This window comes from Bremerella cremea, from assembly GCF_039541315.1.
GTDB lineage: Bacteria > Planctomycetota > Planctomycetia > Pirellulales > Pirellulaceae > Bremerella > Bremerella cremea.
This window is the reverse complement of record NZ_BAABFZ010000003.1, coordinates 489,101-507,862: the sequence shown is the minus strand read 5'-3', so window position 1 is coordinate 507,862 and position 18,762 is coordinate 489,101. Positions and strand designations below refer to the sequence as shown.

The window sequence follows — 18,762 nt, the reverse complement described above, 5'->3', positions numbered from 1 at the left end:
TCATCTCGCGGCTATTGCTGAAGCTGCGACATGAATTCAACCCATTCGCTTTGAACACGCGACACCGACTCGCCGAATGTTTCTTCAATCGTCGGCTGGGGCTGGTCGCGGGCATGCACATAACGCTGCAGACCATTCGGCGCGAAGAGCTGTTTCTGAAACACCAGGTACCACGCCAGGCCCCACGCGACGTCGTAGTCGAGACGTGTGCCGTGCAGGTTCTCGAACAGCAGGAAGCTGCCCCCCTCGGTCTGTAGCATTCGCTGAAGGCTCATGCCGTGGTCCTGCTCGATACGATCCTGCAATTGCCCCAGCAGTTTGGCCGGAGGCAAATCGATGCGAAACGATCCATTGTCGAACTGCGCGTGCTCGAATAACTGGGCCAAACCTTCGTTCAGCCAAACCGGAACGTCGTAGCGGTCTTGGGGATAGACGCAGTTTTCGAGATAAGCGTGAAACGATTCGTGGCACAGAAAACCAGTCGTGCTGTCGAGTAGTTCCTGCTTGACGGTCGCGTTGCGGCGATTGGTGACCTGGATCTGACTGTGTCGCTTCTTGTAATCGCGTTCCCACGCCTCCCGCATCGCCTGGACTTCTGGAGCGATCTCATTCGGCGACCAACCTGCATCCTTCAAGCGTTTGGCAAGTAGCTTCAGTTCGCCTGAGATCTTCTTGTTGTCGGCATCGAGCTGCTGCAGGACTGCGTCGTGATTCCGCTGCACGACATCCAGCCGCTGTTGAAAGAGTCCCAGGTCCGAGCCGATCAGCACCTGATTCGTATGCGGAACGTAGACCGCCGGGTTCTCGATCTGGAGACCGATCGTTTTCAAATAGGCGGAGTAACTGCCGATCGAGCGGAAGACGATGATTTGAATTGGATTCTGAGGCTGCTGCTTCGGCGGAATCCAATGCTCGAACGCTTGAAAGATTTGATCCGCACGAACGGCCAGGCTTCGCGTCAGTTCTTCGTCGAGCGGACTGAGCAGGATAAAGCGATCTCCTTCGTATCGCCAGGCCTGATCGGTCTCGAGGACGTCGGACTGCACTCGCGTGAGTTTAAGCGACTCTCTCGCGGCGGCACGGATCTGCGTGTGATTTCGCAGGCGATTCACGGCGTCGTCCAGTGCCCGGCGCTCGTCGCCGCCTACTTTTTCCAGACGCAAAACCTGGTTGGTGCCAATCGTGTGAATTACCGCGAAGGTTGGTTTGCCGGGCGGACGATTGATCTCGATGAACTCGTACCCGCGTGGCGATTCGTCCAGCAGCATTCCTCGCAGGACACTCCCGTCACGCATCGTCATTTGATCGGTCGGAATATCTTGCAGCAGACCAGGCCCGTCGGCCAGCAGCGGCCATGCCATGCTTAGCAAAGCCGCCGCGATCAATCCATGTCGAACCCAAAATGCCACGGGCAACGTTTCCTTGGTCTATGCCGAGTTCAATTTGACTTCAGGCGAATCAGCCACGTTGACCCAGCAATGGACGTGTGGCTTGCCGCGGAAGTACCAGACAAACGAAGGCCCTTCCAAACGCCAGTTGTCCCAGACCTTGTCGTTGCCGACGTCCGAGTCTTCATAGAAGGCCAGGTGACACGCATCGAGCCCGCCATGCTTGTTCAAGCAGGCCACGACTTCGTCGCGATCGCTTTGACGGTATGGTTCGATCAAGACTTTCAACACGTCCTGAACTGCTGATTTCTGGTCGTCCGCCAGGCTGCCGACATGAATGCCGCTGAACTTGCCGCCGGTTCCCTGGAAGTCGACCCGTTGTTCGATCGGGCTTTCTTTCACCAAGGCAACCTGCTGCTGTTTACCGTCGAGCACCTCGAACACTTTGTTCGCAGCTTGGGCTTGGGACCAGAAGACATTGCCCGGATGCCCCGACTTCTCGTTGAAGCCCTTAGCAGCGTGGCCGTAAAAAATTGGACCACCAAACGCAACGTGCTCAGCTGAGTTGCCATCGCAACGCATCGTCATGTGACGACCGGTGATGACCAGCTCGAACTTGCCTTCGCCCGGCTTACCGAAGATGGCAATGTTTTGCTGCTTGCCAAAACCGCCGGCGTCGTCCTTCAACTGGCGATCGAAACGCTCGACCCATTCAGGGTTGATCATGCCGACGAAGATCTGGCGAATCAGATGCTTTTGATCGCTTGTGTAGAAGTTGCCATCGATGGTTTGATCGACGATGTGCCAATTGTTTTCGACATGGTTACGAAGCGTGCCCAGCAGTGGGTCTTCGTGATCCCAATCGAAGGCAACTGATTTCTTCTGTGATTCGGAAAGGGAGTCGTAGAGAACTTTCACCAGCGACTCGGGCGAATCTTGCTTCGCCGACTCGTCGGCGGCGATCAACGAGCGGCCACCAACCGCCAGGCCAGCCGTGGTGGCGGCTGCCGTTTGCAGAAATTGGCGACGAGTGGGGGAAGCGAAAGGAATGCGACCAGCCATGGCAGGACCTCCGTGAAGGAGCGAGGAATGAGGAGTGGAATGAATTTATTTAACCGGACCCAAGACCAGAAAACAATCGAAATGTGCGTTCCTCGAATTACTTCTGCTTCTGGCATTTCGGACAGAAGAAGGTCGCTCGCTGTGCTTGCACGGTCCGTACGATCACTCCTTTGCCGCACGACGAGCAGACTTCCCCCTCCTTCGCATAGACGCGGTGATGATTCTGGTAGCCACCTGACTGGTTGAGCGCGTTACGATAGGTGCCATCGTTGAGGGTCGAGCCTTCGTATTGAATCGCCAACTGCAGCACTTCCACCATGCAGCCATGAATTCGTTTCCAGGCCTGCGTCGACAACTGATGGCATGGCTGAGCCGGATGGACCTTGGCCAGGTGCAAGATCTCGGACGCGTACAAGTTGCCGATGCCAGCGACCTTTTTCTGGTCGAGCAGCGCCACTTTGACCGGTTGCCGAGTGCTGGCAAAGGTGGCTTGAAACGCGGCGGGATCAATGTCGAGGGCATCGGGACCCAAGCGACCGGCGTGAAATTCTGCCTCGAATTGTTTCTCGGAAAACCACCGAACCGAACCGAGACCACGTCGGTCCCAATAGAGAAGCTCGGGATGGGCAGTTCCAGAAATGGCGAGCCGTACCCGCAGATGCTCGACGGTCGGGGGATCCGAGATCAGTACCAGCCCGGTCATCCGGGGCTCGAACATCAGTCGCGACTGATCGTCGAGCACCAGCAAAACCCGCTTCCCAAGGCGATCGATCCGCTCGATCGTGCGGCCGACGATTCGCTTACGAAGTGGCGCGGCAGCGGGCGTTATGCCGATAGGACGTCGTTCGCAGGGAAGTTTTTCGAACGTTTCGATCTGCCCGCCTACCAGTCCTAAGACCCCGCGACGCATCGTTTCAACTTCAGGAAGTTCCGGCAATGAATCAATCTCCGTGGTAGAACAGACGCAATCGCCTTGCAAGCGTCCACTTGACCCCCTTTAGAGTTGCCCGGATACTCAATGGTTTATCTTCCAGGCACCTGCCTCCCATAATGGGAACTACCCCAGGGCGACTCAATTCCCCAAAATCGTGACACATGGACCCGCCGATGGAAAGTCTAGGTACCGCCAGTCGCAATGTTCCTGATCTCGCTGGCCGCTTTGGTCCGTTCGGGGGGCGTTATGTTCCCGAGACGTTGACCCAGGCTCTCGACCAGTTGACCGCCGAGTATGAAAAGGCGGTTCAGGATCCCACTTTCTTTGAAGAACTGAAGAGCCTGCTGCGAGATTTCGTCGGCCGTCCTTCGCCGTTCTATTTCGCTCGCCGCTTGAGCGAACAGTGTGGTGGTGCTCAGATCTGGCTGAAGCGTGAAGATACCAATCACACCGGCGCCCACAAAATCAACAACACGCTCGGCCAGGCCTTGCTGACCATGCGAATGGGCAAGAAGCGAGTCATCGCCGAAACGGGTGCCGGTCAGCATGGTGTCGCCACCGCCACCGCGTGTGCTCACTTCGGCATTCCTTGCGTGGTGTACATGGGCGAAGAAGACATTCGTCGCCAGGCACCCAACGTCTTCAGCATGAAGCTTCTCGGTGCGGAAGTTCGCCCGGTGACGACCGGCTCGCGAACCCTTCGCGATGCGATCAACGAAGCAATGCGCGATTGGATGTCGTCGGTGGAAGACACCCATTACATTCTGGGTAGCGTCGTTGGGCCGCATCCATTCCCACGTATCGTCCGCGACTTCCAAGCCGTGATCGGTGATGAAGCTCGCCAGCAAAGCCTCGACCGCCTCGGCCGCTTGCCGAACAAGGTGGTGGCGTGCGTCGGTGGCGGAAGCAACGCCGCCGGGATGTTCTATCCGTTTGTCGAAGACAAAGAAGTCGAACTGATCGGCGTGGAAGCTGGCGGACGTGGTCCGAACGCTGGCGATCATGCTTCGCCACTGACCTACGGCCAACCGGGCGTGCTGCACGGTAGCTACAGCTTCGTGATGCAGGACGAAGATGGCCAGACCTGCGATGTCCACTCGATGTCGGCCGGTCTCGACTATCCTGGCGTCGGTCCCGAGCACAGCTATTGGAAGGCAACTGGACGCGTGGAATACACCTGCTGCGAAGACAACGCCGCGATGAAGGGTTTCGACGCCCTGGCTGCGACGGAAGGTATCTTGCCAGCACTCGAATCGTCGCATGCCATCGCCAAGGCGATGGATCTGGCCGCCAAGATGCCGAAAGATCAGGTCGTTCTCGTCTGCCTGTCAGGGCGTGGCGATAAAGACGCCGCCGAGATCGCACGACTCAAAGGCGTTCAGTACTAAACCGGTTTTCAACTCTTCGGCAGACCACCAGCAACCAACTACCAAGGCGATTTCTCGATGTCAGCAGTTGATCGAGCATTTGAAACCCTGCGTCAGCAAAACAAGAAGGCCCTCGTTCCGTTTGTGACCGCCGGGGATCCTTCGCTGGAGATTACCGCAGCCGCCTTGAAAGAACTGGGCAAGCGTGGAGCCGCGGTTTGCGAAGTCGGGATTCCGTACAGCGATCCGATCGCCGATGGCCCGGTCATTCAAGCTTCGTACACGCGGGCCTTGGATAAGAAGATCAAGCTGTCGTCGATTCTCGATACGATCGGCTCGGTCACCCCTGCCCTTCCCTGCCCGGTCGTAACGATGATCAGCTACGCGATCATCCATCGTCATGGACCGGAAAAGTACTTGGACATGGCCCAGGCCGCCGGCATTTCGGGGGCGATCGTTCCGGACCTGCTGGTGGAAGAATCGGAAGCGTTCGCCGCCATCTGCCGCGAACGGGATTTCAGTTTGATTCAACTGGTCACGCCGACCACGTCGAAGGAACGAGCCAAAAAGATCCTCGAGACCTCGACCGGCTTTCTGTACTACGTCTCGGTCGCGGGAATCACCGGCGAGCGAACCGAACTGCCCTCGAACATCGTCGAGAACGTGCAGTGGCTCAAGTCGCAGTCCGATCTGCCGATCTGCATTGGCTTCGGCATCAACAAGCCAGAGCATGTCCACATGCTGAAGGATGCCTGTGACGGGGTGATCGTTGGTTCAGCCATCGTACGCCGCCTGAGCGAAGCGGAAACCAAGCCAGCCGAAGAAGTGATCCAGGGCGTGGGCGAATATGCCGACTCGCTTTTGGACGCTTTGAACGGCTAAACCCGTTTTCTGGAAAAGCTGATCACGCGGAATTCTGTAGCCTCGAACTACCCTTTTGTGGTTCATGGTCTACAATTCTATTAGTCAAATTTCTGAACTTGACTCCGACTATTAGCCGAAATTAATGTAGCTTTAGAGCGTTTGCGAATGGCTGGCCAACCACTGGCCGTCCGCAAATTTGCCCCAACATGCGTGTGGACTCAACTTGACCAGCGGGCAAGAACGATACCCCGATCGCGGCATCGATTGGTAGCTTTACGCCAATTGCCTGCTGGGTTTTGCTGACCGAACTTTGAAGTACGGGAGGAGAACCATTTATGCATGCCGAGAATGATAGCACACCGATGCATCGCTTCTTTGCGGGGATCACTGAGCAGACTTTCCAGGGTCAGCTAGGCGTTCCCGATACCGATCTGATCGACTATCTGACCGGTCTTCTAACTCGTTTCATTCGTAGCGACATGGTCTTCAAGGTACGTAGCCTGACCGGCCGGCCTTTGACTGAAGTGGTCGACATGATGATCGAGGCCGAGGCCCGCATAGGCCAGGCGAAACGGGCTGTCCACCAACACGTGGGCGACTTTCTGCTCTTCTGGAGCGGCGTTTATCCGGAAAGCCTCGAGCGTATGCAGAAGGCGGACAAGAAAGATCACCTGCTCAACTATTGGTCGGTGGGCAAGCAGGCCTATTCCAAGGCAAGCGAGCTTTCCGCCGAAGAACACTCGGATGACGAAGCGGAACTGCTGAGCAAACTGAGCCACGAGTTCGAGTTGTGCGCGTATGGTTTGGGCGAAGTCCGTCGTGAATGGGAACGTCGTGACGAACGTGGGCAGATCATCCTGATGTAAGCAGAGAGATGATCAGTCCGAGCTGCGACGCATCGCTTCTCGTTTGCGAGTCTTCACGCGGTCGATGATCAGGCAGGCACACAGAACCAAGATATTGTCTGCTCCGTCGACCGTTTCGATGCCGTAGCCATTTTCCCAAACCCAGAATGGGGAAGCGATCTCCGCGATCGATTCGTCATCGCGTTCGACTTGATACTGGTAATCCCAGAAGTTCCCTTCAACGACATAGTTGGCGTCGGGAGCCTCGATCGTGTAGCGTTTGTTGGTCCAGGTGAAATTCTGAACCATCTCGGCAAACAGTTCTCCGTCGCGATAGATCCCGAAGCGAGGCTTCCATTGGAACGATCGCTTGTGGATCTCGGCCAGAACGTTGCCTTCAAGATCGAGCAGCGAGAATTGATCCGACCAGGAAAGAAACTTCCCGCGGATCTCGTACACTGGTTCGCCCTCTTCGTTGTAGACGAAAAACTTCGTGCCCAGCGACCAGAACTTCTTCTTTAGTAAATAACGCACTGTAGGTTCCTCCCAAGTGCCGTCGTCGCGATTAAGTAACCAGGCCTTTGGTCACCATCATGAAGACGTCTTCGAGGGTCGGATCCTTTTCGGCAAATGTGCGGACATTTACCTTGTTGTCGACCAGCTTCTTCAGCAGCGAAGCGACCCCTTGGTCGTCGGTTTGCAGTTCGCAGGTTACCTGGCCACGGTCGACATCAACGTCAACGCACTCGGGCATGCTGCGGATGATCGACAGCCCGGCATCCATTCCATCGACGAACTTGATGTTGATGATGCGGTTCTTACGAATCCGTCGATAAACTTCCTCGATGCTTCCACTCATCAGCAGTTCGCCACGTTCAATGATGCCAATCGAGGTGCAGCAGTCGGCCAGTTCGGTCAGAATGTGGCTGGAGATCAAAATCGTCTTTCCCATCTTGCGGAGCTCTTTCAGCAGAGCTTTCACTTCCAGACGGGCACGCGGATCGAGACCGCTGGCAGGTTCGTCCAGAATCAAAACGGGAGGATCGTGCACCAATGTCTTTGCCAGGCAGAGACGCTGTTTCATCCCGCGCGACAGACCGTTGACGAAGTCGTTACGTTTGTGGGTCAGGTCGAGGAGTTCCAGCACGTCGGTGATCACCGCTTTACGACGAGTGCGAGGAATCTTGTAAGCAACCGCAAAGAAGTCGAGGAACTCCCACACCTTCATGCCGTCGTACACGCCGAAGTTGTCCGGCATGTAACCAACGCTGTGACGCACATCCATCGGCTGCTGGGCGACGTTAAAACCGTTGACGAAGCCTTCGCCGCGGGATGCCTTGAGCAACGTGGCTAGAAAGCGAATGCTCGTGCTTTTGCCGGCACCGTTGGGACCGATGAAGCCGAACATTTCGCCTGCTTCGATCTTCAGGTTCAAGCACTTCACCGCGGTGAAGTCGCCGTAGTCTTTGCCAAAGTCGACAAGTTCAATCATGGGTGCGTATTCCGAGGTGCCCGCTGATGGGTCGATTTACTTGGGACTAATTGAGTTGTTCGATGGCATCCAGTTCCATCGCTTGAAGCTGAGCCGGTTCCTGGCCAAGGAAACGCCGCGTGTTGGCATCCCGCTCAGGGACACCCAGCGGAGCTTGCTTCAAGTGGCCGACGACCACCGTTCGAATCGTTCGCTGTGTCGATGCCGGGTTGATCGTCAGGCCGGGCATATCTTCCGAGGTCCAGCCAATCAAACGGGTATCGCCTGGCTTGAGCTGCTGCACGTCTTTCACGGCATTCAGCAAGTGTCGCAGGCTGACTTCGCCTGGCGTTGGGGGCATTCCCAAAACTTCTGAAGCTTCCCACTGCGGGAAGAGTTCCCAGTTCGACTTGGCGACTTGGAATTGAATTGGTTGTTCCGAATCGGTCGTCAGGTCACCGACCCAAGCGACTTCGATCAACTTGGTCTTTTCGTTTCGCCGAATGATACCGACATCGGTGAGCGTTTCGGGTGCCGAGTAAATCAGGCTTCCGCCGCCGGCGGTGTCTTCCTTCCACTGGAACATCGGCTTGCTCGACGAGGAAGTGAAGTACTCGCTGTGGATCATCGTCGACGAGTTCGAGGCGACTTGCAAACCGCTCAGGTGAACGTCGCCACCATCCTGGTGATAGTGCACTTCGCTGTAGGCTTCGCCGAATCGACGCGACTGGTTGCTGCGTGCATCACGGCTGCGGCCAAACGGCAAAGCGACCGCCGACGATTCGGTGAACGATAGATCGTAGGTGGTGCTCAACGATGTGTAGAGCGACGTGTACCGGGTGAGGTGGGCTCGGTGATAGCCGGCATGGGCTTCCATGAAGGCGATCTCGGTCCGGCTGCGGGCAAAGCCGATGTCGAGTTCGGCCAGCTTAATCACACAGATCGCTCCGGCAACCGCGATGATCGGCGCCGCGATCCAGGCCCATTCGACCCGGCCCATGAGCCAGAAAACGAACCAGTTCAGCGGAACGAGTACCAGCAGGTAGCCAGCCGTGACACGCAGAACGAAGTTGCCGCTGGGGATCGTGATGCCGGCTGCCTCTCGCAAGCAATCTCGGGCCGCGACCGCGATACCGCTTTTGTCGCTCCAGCCACCGATCCCGGCCTGAGCATCGACCGTGAAGCCGGCGAACTCGTCAATCTTCAAATTGACTTGCTTCGGCCGCTCTCGCATCATCTGGTTGGCATCGACAAAGGTTTCCCACTCTTCATTGGGTTGGTGCTCGGCTCTGGCGGCTTCCTTCGAACCGACTTCGATTTCGCCGGCATCGATCTTCCGATGCGTACTGGTCATATCGGCCAGGTCGCGCGACATAAAGCGTAACGACGTTACCCAGCGTGGATCGTTGAAATTGATGCTGGCGTCCTTCCAGCCGCTGGATGGAAGGTTGTCTTCCGTGGTGCGAAATTCGCGAGGTGCCCGCCGTAGCAGGACCGAGTTGAAGAAGTTGTCGAAGTTCTTCCAGTTTCGCGAGATGTCCGGAGAACGGATCTGAAATGCCGTCACCGCGATTCGACCACGTCCAACACGGCGTTCTGCCACCAGGTCGCCGGTATGCGGGACGTAGGCGGCTTCCGGGCGAAGCTGCAGATCCGAGCCACGCACGTTGCCTGCTTGCAGTTTGACTTCGTAGCGAACGTCTTGCCAGGCTTCGTTTTCGTAGATGTGTTCTTCAGTGACGAACTGCTTGTTCCATTCGGCAAAACGCTCTTCGGGCAGTTCGATGCTGCCACCATCTTCTGCCGGCAAGTAATCGGCCAGGAAGCTGAGTTTCAAGCGATCGAGCGAGTCTGGCCCACTGATGATCAACTGCCCGCCAAAGTGCAGCCAGTCAATCATTGCCTGCTGTTGGTCGAGCGAAAGAAGTTCCGGGTCGATGCCGTCCCAGATCACGTAGGCGATGGTGGTCCATGCCATGGGGTTCTCGGGGATTGAAACACGATCGACCGTTTTCGGCAGGACCAGCCGATAATGCGGAGCACTCTGGTCGGCCGATACCAGGCCATGCAGCGGACGAATCACGTCGGTTGCTTCCAGGAACTGATACTGATCCGAAGCACTCGCGAGGACCACCATGTAGTATTCCTGGGCGTGCATGCGTGTCACTGCCAGGCGGTCCATCAAGACTGGACGGCCACCCGATACAGGGCGAAGGTCGCACGCGAACAGCCGCGACTGCGCAATGTTCTTATCCAGCAGTGGTGGATAGAACAGCATGTCGGACCAGCGGTCTTGCCCTTTCGGAAGAGCAATCGGCCGGGTCGCCGTGAAGTAATAGTCGGTGTCGGTGATCGGAATCGGGTTGCTGTCCGAATCGACCGTCGAGGCGAAGAGCTCGCCGCGGAAGTCGTAGTTGTTGGCCTTCATCAACGTGCTGACGTTGGTCCAATGCCCTGGCTTCACGCGGTTAAGCTGCGTGCGGCGATCGTCGGACGGCAGAACGTTCAGCTTGGCAGGCTCGAAATCGTCTTTGGTTTCTTCCTTGGCCAGACGCTTTTCGCGTTCTTCCAAAGTCTCTGCCGGCTTGAAGCAGCCAGAGCAACCGGTGGTCGCCAGCAGGCTAAGCAGCATCAAAGTGGTCAGCCAGTTGCGCTGCATCGGAGATGCCAACAGCGGAGTGAATTCGTTTCGCGCTGATTCGAGTGTGGATGCCATTCTGGAGAGGTCTTCATCCGCCGAGTGAGGAGTAGCTGACAGCGGCCTAAATTAGGCCCGCGTCAGGCTTTCGAGTTACTTCGTAGCGTAGGCGAGTTACGACAGAGAAGCAAGCAGAAGGACAACTTCACCTGGCGTCAGGCGTTATGAGATTTTCGGAGTTTTATTAATTCGTCTGGGGTGTTGGCATCTTGGCCTAGCTCTTCGACCGAAATTTCCTGGGGTTTATGATGCTGCCACAGGAAATTCAGCCCCTCATCTTCCGGAATCCCGGCGACCTCTGCCGCAAGTTTCCACGGAATCGCTACTGGGTGGCCATGCTTGCCCTGGCGGACCGGCAAAACAATGCTTTGGGGGTACTCGGCCGCTGCATGCAAAACCTGGTTGATGGTGGTTGCCGACAAGGTGGGCATGTCGGCTGGGGCGACCAGCCAGCGATCCGACCGCGTCGGTCGGTAGTTCGCCTGCAGGAAGTCGAGCCCGACCTGGATGGTTCCCTTCATGTCGGCGGGAGCAATCGGGACCAGGACCTTGTCGATATTCACGTCGGCCAGCATCTCTTGCAGGTCGTATCGAGCACGCGTAAAGACGATACAGACGTGATCGATTTCCGAGGCCAGCCAGGTTCGGACGACTGTTTGCAGAATGGTGGAGTCGCGCCATCGTAGTGTCAGCTTATCGGTTCCCATCCGGCGACTTTGACCGCAGGCCGGGATGATCGCAAAGCTACGAGGACGACGCATCAAGAGCTGGCTCCATTGCGGTGGGCAATCAACTGAGCCACGATGCTGACCGCGATTTCCTCGACCGTGCGCGATCCAATGTCGAGCCCGACCGGGGCATGCACCTTCGCCAACTGCTCTGGCGTGATGCCCTTCTCTAGCAAGTCGTCATAAATCAGACGAATCTTTCGCTTGCTACCGATCATCCCGAGGTACGCCAGCGGTCGCTTCAGCAGGTGATAAAGTCCGATCTCGTCGTGGTTATGACCTCGTGTCACAACCAGACCAAAGCTGCCGTCTCGCAAAGGAAGCGTCGGCAAGACTTCGCGGAAATCGCCTGCGATTCGTCGCATGGCGGTCGGAAATCGCTGATCGGTGACGACGTCGGGACGATCGTCGACCACGGTGACATCGAAATCGACTTGCTGTGCCAGCGAAGCGACCGCCTGACCGACATGGCCACCACCGAAGATCAACAATTCACACCGCGGGAGAATCGGCACGAAGGCGATTCCTTCGGCTCGGTAAGAGAGGGGCCGAGTCGCCAATGGCCGGAGGGCATCTTCCGCAACCGCTTTCGCCTGACGACAGAGCGAAGCCGAACCGAGCATCGCGACGATCGCCCCTGAGGGAGAAAGCAAAGTCAGACCGAACTGTCGGGGCTGGCTGTCGTCGCGATCGCGTGCCACCGCCAACGTTCCGCCGTGGTTCGATTCAATCACTTCCATGATTGATCGGAAGAAGCGAACTTCGCTGCCAGCCGGAAGGGGCTCGATCAGCACTTCCATGCGACCACCGCAGATCAAGCCGTCGTCCCAGCCATAATCGTGGTCGAGCAAAAATTCGACCACGTTACGGGTACCGATCCGAAGAAGTTCGATCGCGTGACGTTTGACTTCCGCTTCGACGCAGCCACCGCCAAGCGTCCCGACCTGTCGGCCGTCGGGAAATACCAGCATGGCCGCTCCTGCTTTTTGCGGAGTCGAACCTCGGGTGTCCATCAACTGGCAAAAAGCCGCTGACTTTCCATGAGGCACACTGGCAATCAAGGCCGACAGGACGTCTCGCATGGGGAGGTCCTAAGCAGGGCTCAGGACTTGGATTTGCATTCCGACCACGATGTCTTTGACCTTTTCGCGGTAGGCATCCATGTGGGGAGCGGCGAGATGGGCGTGCAGAGCTTCGACCGATTCCCAGGCTTCGACCACAGTCACGACGTTGTCGCGAGGACCGATTTGAACGTCGAGTTCGGCGTCGACGTCGATGGTAGGGCCGTAGCTGATGCAGCCCTTCTCTTCCAAAACTTCTGGCACCAGGTTATGGAAATGTTCGAGGAACGTGGTGCGGGTACCTGGGGCAAGTTCGATCGTGGCGATAACGTGAATCATGGTTCTCAACGGCGGGGCCTTTATTCTCGGCAAGGAATCGAGGACGAACACGCGTTCATCCAGCGTTCCATTTTGGCACGCCGACCGGGTTGAGAAAAGCAGTGTGAAGCGGACTAGCTCCCCTTCGCGGCTGCCGAACGACGTTCGGTGATTTCAATCGCCTTGAGAATACCGCGAGCCTTATTCAGCGTTTCCTGGTATTCCATCTTCGGATCGCTGTCGGCCACGATGCCAGCGCCAGCTTGGACGTAAGCAGTGCCATCCTGGATTACGATCGTTCGCAGAGCGATACAGGTATCCATGTTGCCGCCGTAATCGATGTAGCCAACCGCACCGGCGTATGGGCCGCGACGGTGAGGTTCGACTTCGTCGATGATTTCCATCGCGCGAACTTTCGGAGCGCCTGAGACCGTTCCGGCTGGCAAACAGGCCGCCAGAGCATCGAACGCATCCTTCCCTTCTGGAAGTTCGCCGGTGACGTTCGACGTGATATGCATCACATGGCTGTACCGTTCGATGGCCATCACATCGCTGAGCTGGACACTGCGATACTTGGCGACACGGCCAACGTCGTTGCGGCCCAAGTCGACCAACATGATGTGTTCGGCACGTTCTTTCGGATCGGCCAGCAGTTCCTCGGCCAGCCGTTGATCTTCCGCTTCCGTCAGACCGCGCGGGCGAGTTCCGGCCAAGGGACGGACGGTGACGACACCATCCATGACCCGAACCATGATCTCGGGCGAGCTGCCGACGAGGGTCGTCTCAGGTGTGCGAAGAAAGAACATAAACGGACTTGGGTTCACAATCCGCAGCGTTCGATAGATCTCGAACGGATCGCTCTGGATGTCGACTTCCAGTCGCTGACTGAAGACGACCTGGAAAATATCGCCCGCCTCGATGTATTCGACACACTTATGGACGGCGGCTTCAAAGTCTTCCGGCGTGAAGTTGGAACGATAAGGAATCGTGGGGATGCCGGTCAGATCGATGTCGGTTGGGGTCAGCGTCGGATCGTGCTTGGTCAGTTTGGCAACGATCTCTTCGGCTCGCTGGCAGGCTTTTTCGTAGATGGCAGGCAGATCGTTCGGCTGATCGGCAGGACATTTCACCATCACGATCACATAAGCAGTCTTGCTAACGTTGTCGAAGACTACCAAGTTGTTGTAGAAGCCAAACGAAAGATCAGGCAGTTTGCGATCGTCGTGCGGGGCATTGGGCAGGTTTTCGACGTAACGCACCACGTCGTACCCAGCGTAGCCAATCGCGCCACCGTTGAACGGGGGGAGCCCTTCGATGTGGGCGACCTTGCCGGTTTCGAGTCGCTTGCGCAATTCTTCCAGCGGGTTGGCCGACGTGAAGGTCTCGGTTCCGGCGTCACTTTGGATGGTGACCTGATCGCGTGTCGCGCTCAGGTGATATTCGGGATGAATCCCAATAAAACTGTATCGCCCGACCTTCTCTCCCCCGACGACGCTTTCAAACAAACAAGCGGGCTCGCCACTGTCCAGTTTGTGGAATGCCGAGACCGGAGTCATCGAATCACTGATCAATCGCCGATAAACGGGAATGATTTCGAACTTATTCGCCAGCTTCTCAAACTCGGGCAATTCAGGGAGGTACGGCATGAGTCGATTCATCTGCCAAGGAGTAATACGTGACCAATCCGTTGGAGGAGACCCGTGCGGCGTCGTAAAAGTTCACGCGGCAGTCGTTTCGGGCTCCGGTAACATTGAACGGCATGACGTCTAATCTTGACACCCCCCTTGGCGTCGATAGAATCCAGAATAATCCCGTCGCAGTATCTCTAATTGCGAATTGGATTTACGTTGATCGTCTTCGGCCAACTTGGGCAAGTCGGTCAACCCGCAGGCAATCCAGCAGTTTCATTTGGGGTGGAAGGAGGCGATTTTTCGTCATGAAGTGTCAACAATGCGAAAAGCCCGCCACGTTTCACATCACCGAGTTAACCGGTGAGAAGCCGCACGAGCTTCACTTGTGCGAGCAGTGCGCGCAGTCGTACCTGACGAATAATCCTTCGGGTGGTACGCCCATTCAGCCGTCGCTGGCTGGTATGCTGCATCATCAATTGAAGGTGGCCGACACCGCGAAAGAGCTCGCCAAGCTGGACGAACAGGTCTGCCCGATCTGTGGGATCAGTTTTTACGAGTTCCGTAATCAAGGCCGCCTTGGCTGCCCGCACGACTACACCTGCTTCGGCAGCGAACTGGAGCCGCTGATCGTCAACATTCATGGCGACAGTCAGCATGCTGGGAAGCATCCCAAGCATCACCAGCAAACCTCGCAAGAGCAAACACGGCTCATTCAACTGCACAACGACATGAAAGCGGCGGTTGAAAAGGAAGATTACGAGCGTGCTTCCCAAATACGGGATGAAATCCGTAAGATTGAGGATGGGCAGTCGTAGCCCTGGGGCCGTTCCCTGCGGTTCACGTTGGCAAGCAAGTAACTGGAGAGTGAAGGTTAGACTTACGTGGAACTAAATGAATTGGCATGTCGATCTGGCGAATGGATGCGCGGTAGCGGACCGGAGTCCGATATCGTGATAAGCAGTCGTATTCGTCTGGCTCGCAACCTGGCCGAGTTCCCGTTCATTCGCCGCTGCTCGCCGCAAGATCGCAAATCGATCGAAAAGATGGTCCACGATCGCCTCCACGCGATCCCTGGATTCAATGCACTGTACTATCTTCGCGTCGATGAACTGGCCCATGTCGATCGCCAGTTTCTGACCGAACGCCAGTTGATTAGCCGCGAACATGCCGAGGCCGAAGGTGCCCGCAGCGTGGCGATCGACAACGACGAACGCTTGAGCGTGATGATCAACGAAGAAGATCATCTTCGCATTCAAGTGATGAAAAGCGGTCTCGATCTGCACAGTGCCTGGCAGCAGATCAACGAAGTCGACGATCAACTGGAAAGCAAGCTGACCTACGCCTTCCACGAACGACTCGGCTATTTGACCGCTTGTCCGACCAACGTCGGCACCGGCATGCGAGTCAGCGTGATGCTGCACTTGCCGGCCCTGGTGATCACCAACCAGATCGAGAAGGTCTTCCGCAGCTTGCAGAAGATCAACCTGGCGGTGCGTGGCTTGTACGGCGAAGGCTCGCAGGCCATGGGCGACTTCTATCAGATCAGCAATCAGATCACGTTGGGCAAGTCCGAAGAAGAATTGATCGGTCAGGTCAGCGGCGTCGTGCCGATGATCATCGCCTACGAACGCAAAGCTCGCGACTTCCTGATCACTCAGAACCGCGAAGACCTGCACGACAAGATCAGCCGGGCATACGGGATCTTGTGCACCGCTCAGACGATCAGCAGCGAAGAGACCATGCACTTGCTTTCGAGCGTGCGAATGGGCGTCAACTTGGGGCTGATCGACGACTTGGCCATTTCCGACATCAACAAGCTGTTTGTCGAAACGCAGCCGGCCCATCTGCAGAAACTGCGGGGCAACGAGCTGGACACGGCAGGTCGCAACATCGAACGGGCCTTGTACCTGCGTCGATATCTGCAAGATCGCGGAAAAGAACACCGCGACGAGCGAAATTAGTGGAATTGGTCGATTTTTCGCCAAGGTTCTTCTAGACTCGACGAATAAGATGTCGAAATTGCCGGGTGAGTCTTTCCCCGGCAAACCTTGTCCTTGGCCCCGAAATCGATCCCATGTACGAACTGCTGCCGGTCCAATCCATTCCGCTCGCTGTTGGAGGAGAGATTGCCGGTTTCGTCGTGGTGATCGTGATGATCGTGGGAGGGATCCTCACCGAGCATCTCCACGGCGGATTTCGGACGCTCTCGCTGATTCGGCTGGGCAACAAACGGGCCCGGATGGACCAGATGGATCAAGCTCTCGAAGCGATCCAAGAGGCCGACCCGAACTTCGATCTCCAGACCTTCTGTGCCGCGGCTGGCAAGGCCTTCATCGAACTGGAAAAAGCGGTCGATAGCCGCGATCTGAACGACATCCGAGCTTTTATGTCGGATGGAATTTACCAGCGTGTCGTCTTTCGTTTGGAAGAAGAAGAAAGCCTCGGGCGATATCGCAAGACCGACAAGCTCGAACTGACCGAGATCGTTCCCGTCGAGATCAGTTCCGCGAAGAACAACGAAAACGCCTTCGAGGTGATCTCGCTGCGGATCATCGGCAAGGCGCATCGCGAATACCAGATGATGCATGCCGAGGCCTCGATTGCCTTGGACGAGATTGAGCCGATCAGCGAAGTCTGGACCTTCTTACGCCGCCGCGGAGCGAAGACCCGCTCGGGCGACTTCGGTTCGATCCATGGCAATTGCCCCAACTGCGGTGCCGATGTTTCGGTGAACCAATGGGAGAAATGCCCTGCCTGCGACAGCATGGTCCGTTCCGGCGAGCACGACTGGGTGCTATCCGAAATCTCGGATGGTTCTTCCTGGAAGGTGACCAAGCCTTTCAAGATGAGCAGCGTAACCCGTTACTGGATCAAGCAAGATAAAGGCTTCAGTTCGCATTATCTGGAAGATCGAGCGAGCGTGATCTTCTTCCGCAAATTTCTGGCCGACCGAATCGGAACGATCGACCCGCTGGGTAAAGTCGCCACCGATCGCTTTTGCGAAGCGTATGCCCAGAAACTGCAGCCCGATGCCAACGGCACGCGGATGATCTTTCTGCAGCCGAAAATTCTGGCAGCCGACGTTTCCGGCGTGATCGCAGAAGCACCGCTCGATAAGGCACTGATGCATGTTCGCTGGACCGCACTTCGCGGGACGGTCGACAGGCGTGGTGACTTCCAACTGGAACGCGATCCGGTGCAATTCAGCTCGATGATGGTTCTGGTGCGACAACATGGCACGATGACCCGAATCGAGCGAACCATTACCAGTTCGCATTGCCCCAAGTGTGGTGCTCCCGAATCGAATAACGCTTCGCACGCCTGCGAGTTCTGCCACACCGTGCTGAACGATGGTGCCTTGGAATGGACCTTGGCCGACATCCTTCCGTTTACATCGACCGCGGCGTTGGCACTGCGCAAGAAGGCGTACGAGGGGATCGAGCCGAAGGTGGCCGTGATGACTTCGGAATACGATGAAGACACCCAGCTCAAACGCGTGATTGTCGTTGATCAGGCAATGCCGGCATTCACCAAGAGCGAGATGGAAGGGATCCAGATCGATGGTGCCACGCCAGATATTCACGTTCGCGAAGACGACGTCACGCTTTGCCGTTTGATTGGCGTGATTTCGACCGAACTGAACGTCTCGCGAAAGAGTGCCCAGGGCTTCATCCTGGAAGTGGCTCGGGCCTGCGAGGTTCCTCGCGACGTGCTGATCCAAGGAATGAAATCACGCATGCCGCTCGATCGGGCTCATCTACGAGATTTGAATCCGATGCTGGTGAAGCGTTGGCTTTCGGCGATGGTCGATGTTTGCCTGATCGATGGCCGTTTGGAAGAGTGGGAGCGAAAGCTACTCAATGCGACGGCCATGGCGATCGGGCTTAGTCAGTACGATGTCGACGCCGTCATGCGGGCTCGGACTCTGCAGTTGAAAGAATGGACCGAAGGGATGCGTTCGGTCGACATGTTTGCCTGGGTGGTGGTTGTCGCAGCCTCGGACGGCAAATTCGATCCACGCGAAGTCGATCAGCTCAAGTCGTTGGCGGCGGAATTCAAAATCACCAACCAACAGCTAAAAGAAATGTGCCTCGCTGCGAAGCGAAACGAACTGGAAGCACCCAAGCCTGGGGACTTCGGCATTGGCAAATATTGGCTGGTCCGGATGATCGACATGGCACTGGCCGACGGCAACATCTGCGCGAACGAACAACGCGTGCTGACCAAGGTTGGGGCTTCGATCGGGATGACCAGCTTCGATATGAAGCAGATGATCCGACGTCGCCGATCAATCCTGCATCAGCAAGCGCAGCAGGCCTTACGCCAGAATCAGGCTTCCGCCGACGACTCTTTGCATGTCGAACGGGACTGGTAGCGCCGGTCCCCTCCCCTTGT

Annotated in this window: 16 protein-coding genes; 6 read left to right on the top strand and 10 right to left on the bottom strand. The window is 56.8% G+C overall.

From position 1 onward, the window contains the following. Positions 1-11: 11 nt before the first annotated feature. The 3 genes from ABD890_RS04270 to mutM form a co-directional block, all read right to left on the bottom strand. A complete protein-coding gene (locus ABD890_RS04270) occupies positions 12-1,409 on the bottom strand; it encodes a DUF1570 domain-containing protein (protein WP_345086216.1) in 1,398 nt (465 codons plus the stop codon). A gap of 18 nt (positions 1,410-1,427) precedes the next feature. Continuing rightward, entirely contained in the window at positions 1,428-2,450 is a 1,023-nt protein-coding gene (locus ABD890_RS04265) for a DUF3500 domain-containing protein (RefSeq protein WP_345086214.1), read from the bottom strand. Between the two features lie 97 nt (positions 2,451-2,547). Continuing rightward, a complete protein-coding gene (gene mutM / locus ABD890_RS04260; protein ID WP_345086212.1) occupies positions 2,548-3,387 on the bottom strand; it encodes a bifunctional DNA-formamidopyrimidine glycosylase/DNA-(apurinic or apyrimidinic site) lyase in 840 nt (279 codons plus the stop codon). Between the two features lie 170 nt (positions 3,388-3,557). Between mutM and trpB the strand changes: the two genes are divergently transcribed. The 3 genes from trpB (at position 3,558) to ABD890_RS04245 (ending at position 6,481) form a co-directional block, all read left to right on the top strand. Further along, positions 3,558-4,772 (top strand): tryptophan synthase subunit beta, encoded by a 1,215-nt coding sequence (gene trpB / locus ABD890_RS04255; RefSeq protein ID WP_345086210.1) that lies wholly within the window; start codon positions 3,558-3,560, stop codon positions 4,770-4,772. Positions 4,773-4,829: 57 nt separating this feature from the next. Then, positions 4,830-5,633 carry a tryptophan synthase subunit alpha gene (trpA, locus tag ABD890_RS04250; RefSeq protein WP_345086208.1) on the top strand — a complete coding sequence of 268 codons (804 nt, stop codon included), beginning with the start codon at positions 4,830-4,832 and terminating at the stop codon, positions 5,631-5,633. 317 nt (positions 5,634-5,950) lie between these two features. Next, on the top strand, positions 5,951-6,481 hold the full coding sequence (locus ABD890_RS04245) for a hypothetical protein (protein ID WP_345086206.1): 531 nt from the start codon (positions 5,951-5,953) through the stop codon (positions 6,479-6,481). Between the two features lie 12 nt (positions 6,482-6,493). Here ABD890_RS04245 and ABD890_RS04240 read toward each other — a convergent pair whose 3' ends face one another. The 7 genes from ABD890_RS04240 to trpE form a co-directional block, all read right to left on the bottom strand. Next, a complete protein-coding gene (locus tag ABD890_RS04240; protein ID WP_345086204.1) occupies positions 6,494-6,994 on the bottom strand; it encodes an LURP-one-related/scramblase family protein in 501 nt (166 codons plus the stop codon). Between the two features lie 31 nt (positions 6,995-7,025). Then, positions 7,026-7,952 carry an ABC transporter ATP-binding protein gene (locus tag ABD890_RS04235; RefSeq protein WP_345086202.1) on the bottom strand — a complete coding sequence of 309 codons (927 nt, stop codon included), beginning with the start codon at positions 7,950-7,952 and terminating at the stop codon, positions 7,026-7,028. A gap of 46 nt (positions 7,953-7,998) precedes the next feature. After that, on the bottom strand, positions 7,999-10,647 hold the full coding sequence (locus ABD890_RS04230; protein ID WP_345086200.1) for a hypothetical protein: 2,649 nt from the start codon (positions 10,645-10,647) through the stop codon (positions 7,999-8,001). A gap of 137 nt (positions 10,648-10,784) precedes the next feature. After that, the gene (locus tag ABD890_RS04225; RefSeq protein ID WP_345086199.1) at positions 10,785-11,390 is read right to left on the bottom strand and encodes a nucleotidyltransferase family protein; all 606 of its coding nucleotides are present in this window, start codon (positions 11,388-11,390) and stop codon (positions 10,785-10,787) included. Next, positions 11,390-12,439 (bottom strand): XdhC family protein, encoded by a 1,050-nt coding sequence (locus tag ABD890_RS04220; protein WP_345086197.1) that lies wholly within the window; start codon positions 12,437-12,439, stop codon positions 11,390-11,392. The genes ABD890_RS04225 and ABD890_RS04220 overlap by 1 nt, the downstream gene beginning before the upstream one ends. Before the next feature lie 9 nt (positions 12,440-12,448). After that, positions 12,449-12,757, bottom strand: a complete 309-nt coding sequence (locus ABD890_RS04215) for a putative quinol monooxygenase (protein ID WP_345086195.1) — start codon at positions 12,755-12,757, stop codon at positions 12,449-12,451. Between the two features lie 113 nt (positions 12,758-12,870). Beyond that, entirely contained in the window at positions 12,871-14,382 is a 1,512-nt protein-coding gene (gene trpE / locus ABD890_RS04210; protein ID WP_345086193.1) for an anthranilate synthase component I, read from the bottom strand. A gap of 290 nt (positions 14,383-14,672) precedes the next feature. Here trpE and ABD890_RS04205 point away from each other — a divergent pair, with 290 nt between their 5' ends. From ABD890_RS04205 to ABD890_RS04195, 3 genes are all read left to right on the top strand, one after another. Continuing rightward, positions 14,673-15,182 carry a UvrB/UvrC motif-containing protein gene (locus tag ABD890_RS04205; protein WP_345086191.1) on the top strand — a complete coding sequence of 170 codons (510 nt, stop codon included), beginning with the start codon at positions 14,673-14,675 and terminating at the stop codon, positions 15,180-15,182. 105 nt (positions 15,183-15,287) lie between these two features. Continuing rightward, positions 15,288-16,328, top strand: coding sequence for a protein arginine kinase (locus ABD890_RS04200; RefSeq protein ID WP_345090823.1), 1,041 nt, complete (start codon positions 15,288-15,290; stop codon positions 16,326-16,328). Between the two features lie 113 nt (positions 16,329-16,441). After that, the gene (locus ABD890_RS04195; protein ID WP_345086189.1) at positions 16,442-18,742 is read left to right on the top strand and encodes a TIM44-like domain-containing protein; all 2,301 of its coding nucleotides are present in this window, start codon (positions 16,442-16,444) and stop codon (positions 18,740-18,742) included. Positions 18,743-18,762 lie beyond the last annotated feature (20 nt).

Excerpts from the sequence above, each read along its gene's own strand:
- trpE (WP_345086193.1), bottom strand. The coding sequence starts at position 14,382 with ATGCCGTACCTCCCTGAATTGCCCGAGTTTGAGAAGCTGGCGAATAAG.
- ABD890_RS04200 (WP_345090823.1), top strand. The coding sequence starts at position 15,288 with ATGCGCGGTAGCGGACCGGAGTCCGATATCGTGATAAGCAGTCGTATT.
- ABD890_RS04245 (WP_345086206.1), top strand. The coding sequence starts at position 5,951 with ATGCATGCCGAGAATGATAGCACACCGATGCATCGCTTCTTTGCGGGG.
- ABD890_RS04235 (WP_345086202.1), bottom strand. The coding sequence starts at position 7,952 with ATGATTGAACTTGTCGACTTTGGCAAAGACTACGGCGACTTCACCGCG.
- trpA (WP_345086208.1), top strand. The coding sequence starts at position 4,830 with ATGTCAGCAGTTGATCGAGCATTTGAAACCCTGCGTCAGCAAAACAAG.
- ABD890_RS04215 (WP_345086195.1), bottom strand. The coding sequence starts at position 12,757 with ATGATTCACGTTATCGCCACGATCGAACTTGCCCCAGGTACCCGCACC.
- ABD890_RS04220 (WP_345086197.1), bottom strand. The coding sequence starts at position 12,439 with ATGCGAGACGTCCTGTCGGCCTTGATTGCCAGTGTGCCTCATGGAAAG.
- ABD890_RS04230 (WP_345086200.1), bottom strand. The coding sequence starts at position 10,647 with ATGGCATCCACACTCGAATCAGCGCGAAACGAATTCACTCCGCTGTTG.
- ABD890_RS04265 (WP_345086214.1), bottom strand. The coding sequence starts at position 2,450 with ATGGCTGGTCGCATTCCTTTCGCTTCCCCCACTCGTCGCCAATTTCTG.
- trpB (WP_345086210.1), top strand. The coding sequence starts at position 3,558 with ATGGAAAGTCTAGGTACCGCCAGTCGCAATGTTCCTGATCTCGCTGGC.
- ABD890_RS04195 (WP_345086189.1), top strand. The coding sequence starts at position 16,442 with ATGTACGAACTGCTGCCGGTCCAATCCATTCCGCTCGCTGTTGGAGGA.
- ABD890_RS04225 (WP_345086199.1), bottom strand. The coding sequence starts at position 11,390 with ATGCGTCGTCCTCGTAGCTTTGCGATCATCCCGGCCTGCGGTCAAAGT.
- ABD890_RS04205 (WP_345086191.1), top strand. The coding sequence starts at position 14,673 with ATGAAGTGTCAACAATGCGAAAAGCCCGCCACGTTTCACATCACCGAG.